This is a genomic window from uncultured Pseudacidovorax sp., assembly GCF_913773995.1.
Classification (GTDB): domain Bacteria; phylum Pseudomonadota; class Gammaproteobacteria; order Burkholderiales; family Burkholderiaceae_C; genus Xenophilus.
On sequence record NZ_CAJYES010000012.1, the window covers coordinates 1 to 5,404 of the forward strand.

Here is a 5,404-nt window from a genome sequence, read left to right on the forward strand (position 1 = left end):
CCTGCAGCGCGCGCAGCTGGTCGACGGAAATCAGGGTGTCGTGCATCGGCAAGGCTCCGAGGGCGAAGCCGCCATTGTGGGCCCGGCGCCTGCCCGGTGCCTGAGCGCGCTCAGTGTTCCTCGGCCGGGGCCTTGGGCACGGCCCGCTGGCGCAGCACGGTGGCGGCGATGCCGCTGCCGATGATCAGCGCGATGCCGCCCCAGCCCGCCGCATCGATGCGGTCGCCGAAGAGCAGCACGCTGTAGATGGCCGCAAACACGATGCCGGAGTACTGCAGGTTGGCCACCACCAGTGTGGCCGCCTGCGTCTTCGCACTGGCATAGGCGCGGGTGAGGCACAGCTGCCCAAGAGCGGCGAGCACGCCCACCGGCAGCAGCCAGATGGCATGCGACCACGACCAGGCCGACCAGCCGGTGAACAGCGTCCACAGGGCGCCCGCCACGGCCGAGCCGACGGCGAAATAGAAGACCGTGCGCGTCTCGGGCTCGCCGATGCGCGACAGCGCGATCACCTGCATGTACGCGAAGGCGGCCGCCATGCCCGACAGCAGTCCGATCAGACCGGCGAAGGCATCCGTGCCATGCACCGAGGGCTTGAGCAGCAGCACCACGCCCGCGAAGCCGGCCAGCACCGTGAGTGCCAGCGGCCCCTGCATGGGTGGCAGCGGCACGCGCCCACCGCGGCCGGGCACCGGCGCCCAGGCCAGCAGTGCACCGCCCACCAGGAAGGCCGCGACCCAGATGCTGCTCATGTAGTTGAGCGTCATGGCGGTGGCCAGCGGCAGGTTGGCGATGGCATACCACCAGGCGCCCAGCGAGGCGGTGCCGATCACGCTGCGCCAGGCATGCATGCCGGGATAGCGCGTGGCCAGCGACACCTTCTGCCGTCGCGCCAGCACGGCGATGAAGACCATGCCGATCACACCGCGCCAGAACACCAGCTCGGCGCTGGTGAACCAGGCCGAGGCGATCTTCACGCAGACACCCATGGTCGCGAAGAACAGGGCCGAAGCGACCATCCACAGGCTCTGCATGCGCGGGTCAGTTTTCCTGCTGGGTCTGGATCGGCCGGCCGGGGTGGCGCATCAGCCGCGCGCGCTGTCGAGGCAGGCGCGGGCCGCGGCGCTGGCGGTCATCTGCGTGCGGTACCACTCGTGGAAGTGCTGCATTCCGTCTTCCATGGGGCTCTGGTAGGGGCCGACCTCGTTGTCGCCGCGCTGGAAGAGGGCGCGCCGGCCGGCGTCCATGCGCTCGCCGATCTCGTCGTCCTCGATGCAGGTCTCCATGTAGGCGGCCTGCTGCGCCTCGACGAACTCGCGCTCGAAGTGCGCGATCTCCTCGGGGTAATAGAACTCGACCATGTTCATGGTCTTGTGCGGCCCCATGGGATGCAGCGTCGACACCGTCAGCACATGCGGATACCACTCCACCATGATGTGGGGGTAATAGGTCAGCCAGATGGCGCCGAACTCGGGCGGGCGGCCGCTGCGGTAGCGCAGCAGTTCGTCGTGCCAGCGTTCGTACACCGGGCTGCCCGCGCGCCCCAGGCGGTTGGCCACCCCTACGGTCTGCACCGAATACTGCGGCTTGAACTCCCAGCGCAGGTCGTCGCAGGTCACGAAGTTGCCCAGGCCTGGATGGAAGGGGCCGACGTGATAGTCCTCCAGGTAGACCTCGATGAAGGTCTTCCAGTTGTAGTTGCACTCGTGCATCTCGACGCGGTCGAGCACGTAGCCGTCGAAGTTCAGGTGGGCGCGGGGACCCATGCCTGCCAGGTCGGCCTCGATGTCGCGGCCGTTGTCTTCGAACAGCAGGCCGTTCCACTCGCGCAGGCCGTAGGTGTGCAGATTGAGGCAGGGGTCCTGCGCGAAATGCGGCGCGCCCAGCAGCGTGCCGGTGGGCGAGGGGCCGGCGGCGTTGTAGGTCCACCGGTGCAGCGGGCAGACGATGTGGCCGCCGCTCTGGCGCGGCAGCTCGCCCTTGCCGCGCAGGATCACGGCCTGGCGGTGGCGGCAGACATTGGAGATCAGCTCGACGCCGCGCGGCGTGTGGACCAGCGCGCGGCCTTCGCCTTCCTGCGGCAGCGTGTGGTAGCTGCCGGCTTCGGGCACCCACAGCTTGTGGCCCACGTAGCGTGGGCCCTGCTTGAAGAGTGTTTCCATTTCGCTCGCATAGAGCGCCTCGTCGAAGTAGCTGGAGACCGGAAGTTGGCTCGAAGCCTGCTGCAGTCGAAGACTTAAATCAGACATGGGTGACCTGACCAAGCTCCCCACAGGGAGGTAACGCGAAGTGGAAACCCCTGCTTTGCTCTGCCCGGAAGGGGTGGCCTCCTTGAGGATTGGGCAGAAAAAACGAAGCCGGCTGGCGCCGGCACAGGGAATGAGCCCGAATTGTACCCCGGTTTTATCCAGCGCCGATGGCCGCGGCCGGCGAAGACGCCGATCCCGCCCGCGGCCGACAGGCGGCTCGGACGGGGCCTCCTAGAATCGCGCGTTTCACCTTCCGACAACCTTCCGAATGCCCAAGGCCGCCCCCGCAGCCGCGCCTGCGCCCGACACCGCCGACCTGCCCGCCAGCTACGAGGCAGGTCTGCAGGAACTGGAGCAACTGGTGGCCGCGCTCGAATCGGGCCAGCTTCCACTAGACCAGTTGCTTGCCGGCTACCAGCGCGGTGCGCGCCTGCTGGCCTTCTGCCGCGAACGCCTGCAGGCCGTGGAAGAGCAGATCAAGGTGCTGGACGCCGGCAACCTCAAGCCATGGACGGGCGCCTGATGGCTGCGTCTGCCTGGACGCCGGTCGAACTCGCGGCCTGGATGCGCCCGCAGGTGGCGCGTGTGGAAGCTGCGCTCGAGCAGTGGGTGGGCGCGGGTGCGCCGGCCTCGCTGGCCGAGCCCATGCGTTACGCCGTGCTCGACGGCGGCAAGCGCCTGCGGCCGCTGCTGGTGCTGGCCGCCGCACGGGCCGTTGGCTCGGTCGCCGCGCCGGCCTGGCTGGACGAGGCGGCCCTGCGCGCGGCCTGTGGCGTCGAGCTGATCCATGCCTATTCCCTGGTGCACGACGACATGCCCTGCATGGACAACGACGTGCTGCGCCGGGGAAAGCCGACGGTGCACGTTCGCTTCGGCGAAGCGGGCGCGCTGCTCGCCGGTGATGCCCTGCAGGCGCAGGCCTTCGAGCTGATCGCGCCGCTGGACGGCACGGCCGTGGCGGTGCCCGCGCAGGTGCAGGCCCGCCTCGTCGCGCTGCTGGCGCGCGGCGCCGGTGCCTGCGGCATGGCCGGTGGCCAGGCCATCGACCTGGCCAGCGTCGGCCGCCGCCTGGACGAGGCGCAGCTGCGCGAGATGCACCGCCTCAAGACCGGCGCCCTCCTGCAGGCCAGCGTCGAGATGGGCGCCGCCTGCACAGGTGAGCTGCCTGTGGCCGCGTCGCAGGGACTGCGCGCCTTCGGAGCCGCCATCGGTCTCGCCTTTCAGGTCGTGGATGACGTGCTCGACGTCACGGCCGATTCCGCCACCCTGGGCAAGACGGCCGGCAAGGACGCCGCCGCCGACAAGCCCACCTACGTCGCCCTGCTGGGCCTGGACGGCGCCCGCGCCGAAGCGGACCGCCTGCTGGCCCAGGCACTGGCCGCGCTGGATGCCAGCAACCTGGCCGACACCGCCGCCCTGGCCGCCCTGGCCCACATGGTCGTCGCGCGCGACCGGTAGCCTTTTTCGAACATCGCCCCATGGCACCTCTTCTTCCCACGATCCACGATCCCGCCGACCTGCGCCGCCTGCCGCGCGAGCAGCTGCGCCAGTTGGCCGACGAGGTGCGTGCCTGCGTGCTCGACAACGTGTCGCGCACCGGCGGCCACCTCAGCTCCAACCTCGGCACCGTCGAGCTCACCGTGGCGCTGCACTATGTCTTTGACACGCCCGAGGACCGCATCGTGTGGGACGTGGGTCACCAGACCTATCCGCACAAGATCCTCACTGGCCGGCGCGAGCGCATGCCCACGCTGCGCCAGCAGGGCGGCATCTCGGGCTTCCCGCAGCGCACCGAGAGCGTCTACGACACCTTCGGCACGGCGCACTCGTCGACCAGCATCTCGGCCGCCCTCGGCATGGCCCTGGCCGCGCGCCAGAAGGGCGAGACGCGCCACGCCATCGCGGTGATCGGCGACGGCGCGATGACCGCCGGCATGGCCTTCGAGGCGTTGAACAACGCAGGCGTGTACGACGACGCCCGGCTGCTGGTGATCCTGAACGACAACGACATGTCGATCAGCCCGCCCGTGGGCGCGCTCAACCGCTATCTGGCGCAGTTGATGAGCGGTCAGTTCTATGCGGCGGCCAAGGAAGTCGGCAAGAGCGTGCTCAAGGCCGCGCCGCCGCTGTTCCAGCTGGCCAAGCGGCTGGAGGAGCAGGCCAAGGGCATGGTGGTGCCGGCGACGCTGTTCGAGAAGTTCGGCTTCAACTACATCGGGCCGATCGATGGCCACGATCTCGACTCGCTGATTCCCACGCTGGAGAACCTCAAGCAGCTCAAGGGCCCGCAGTTCCTGCATGTGGTCACGCGCAAGGGCCAGGGCTACAAGCTGGCCGAGGCCGACCCGGTGGCCTACCACGGGCCCGGCAAGTTCGACCCGTCCATCGGCCTGGTCAAGCCCGCCGCCGCGCCCAAGAAGACCTTCACCCAGGTCTTCGGCCAGTGGCTGTGTGACATGGCGGCCAAGGACGGCCGGCTGGTGGGCATCACGCCCGCGATGCGCGAGGGCTCGGGCCTGGTGGAGTTCGAGCAGCAGTTCCCCGAGCGCTACTACGACGTCGGCATCGCCGAGCAGCATGCCGTGACCTTCGCGGGTGGCCTCGCCTGCGAAGGCCTGAAGCCGGTGGTCGCCATCTATTCGACCTTCCTGCAGCGCGCCTACGACCAGTTGATCCACGACGTGGCGATCCAGAATCTGCCGGTGGTCTTCGCGCTGGACCGCGCGGGCCTGGTGGGTGCCGACGGCGCCACGCATGCGGGGGCCTACGACATCCCCTTCCTGCGCTGCGTGCCCAACATGGCTGTGGCCTGTCCGGCGGACGAGGCCGAGTGCCGGCAACTGCTGTCCACCGCCTTCGCGCAGAACCATCCGGTGGCCGTGCGCTATCCGCGCGGCGCGGGCGTGGGCACCGTGCCTTCGCTGTCGCTCGATGCCCTTCCCTACGGCAAGGGGGAGGTGCGCCGCCAGGGCCGGCGCATTGCCCTCCTGGCCTTCGGCACGCTGCTCTATCCGGCGCTGGAAGCCGGCCAGTCTCTCGATGCCACGGTGGTCAACATGCGCTGGGCCAAGCCGCTGGACGAGGAACTGCTGCGCCAGGTGGCCTCCACGCACGAGCTCATCGTCACCGTGGAAGAGGGCTGCATCATGGGTGGC

5 protein-coding genes are annotated in these 5,404 nt (G+C 69.4%); 3 read left to right on the forward strand and 2 right to left on the reverse strand.

Going from position 1 to position 5,404, the window contains the following annotated elements; genetic code table 11:
• Window positions 1-110 precede the first annotated feature (110 nt).
• Entirely contained in the window at window positions 111-1,034 is a 924-nt protein-coding gene (locus tag QZ772_RS01140) for a DMT family transporter (protein ID WP_295522219.1), read from the reverse strand.
• Window positions 1,035-1,085: 51 nt separating this feature from the next.
• Window positions 1,086-2,249 (reverse strand): aromatic ring-hydroxylating dioxygenase subunit alpha, encoded by a 1,164-nt coding sequence (locus QZ772_RS01145; protein WP_295522221.1) that lies wholly within the window; start codon window positions 2,247-2,249, stop codon window positions 1,086-1,088.
• 268 nt (window positions 2,250-2,517) lie between these two features.
• On the opposite strand from QZ772_RS01145, the gene xseB reads away from it, so the two are divergent.
• The 3 genes from xseB to dxs form a co-directional block, all read left to right on the forward strand.
• Window positions 2,518-2,772, forward strand: coding sequence for an exodeoxyribonuclease VII small subunit (gene xseB / locus QZ772_RS01150; protein ID WP_234193837.1), 255 nt, complete (start codon window positions 2,518-2,520; stop codon window positions 2,770-2,772).
• On the forward strand, window positions 2,772-3,707 hold the full coding sequence (locus tag QZ772_RS01155; RefSeq protein ID WP_295522223.1) for a polyprenyl synthetase family protein: 936 nt from the start codon (window positions 2,772-2,774) through the stop codon (window positions 3,705-3,707). The genes xseB and QZ772_RS01155 overlap by 1 nt, the downstream gene beginning before the upstream one ends.
• Window positions 3,708-3,727: 20 nt before the next feature.
• Window positions 3,728-5,404: 1-deoxy-D-xylulose-5-phosphate synthase (dxs, locus tag QZ772_RS01160; protein ID WP_295522225.1), on the forward strand; the 1,677-nt coding region annotated here is incomplete at its 3' end.

Excerpts from the sequence above, each read along its gene's own strand:
- xseB (WP_234193837.1), top strand. The coding sequence starts at position 2,518 with ATGCCCAAGGCCGCCCCCGCAGCCGCGCCTGCGCCCGACACCGCCGAC.
- QZ772_RS01140 (WP_295522219.1), bottom strand. The coding sequence starts at position 1,034 with ATGCAGAGCCTGTGGATGGTCGCTTCGGCCCTGTTCTTCGCGACCATG.
- QZ772_RS01145 (WP_295522221.1), bottom strand. The coding sequence starts at position 2,249 with ATGTCTGATTTAAGTCTTCGACTGCAGCAGGCTTCGAGCCAACTTCCG.
- QZ772_RS01155 (WP_295522223.1), top strand. The coding sequence starts at position 2,772 with ATGGCTGCGTCTGCCTGGACGCCGGTCGAACTCGCGGCCTGGATGCGC.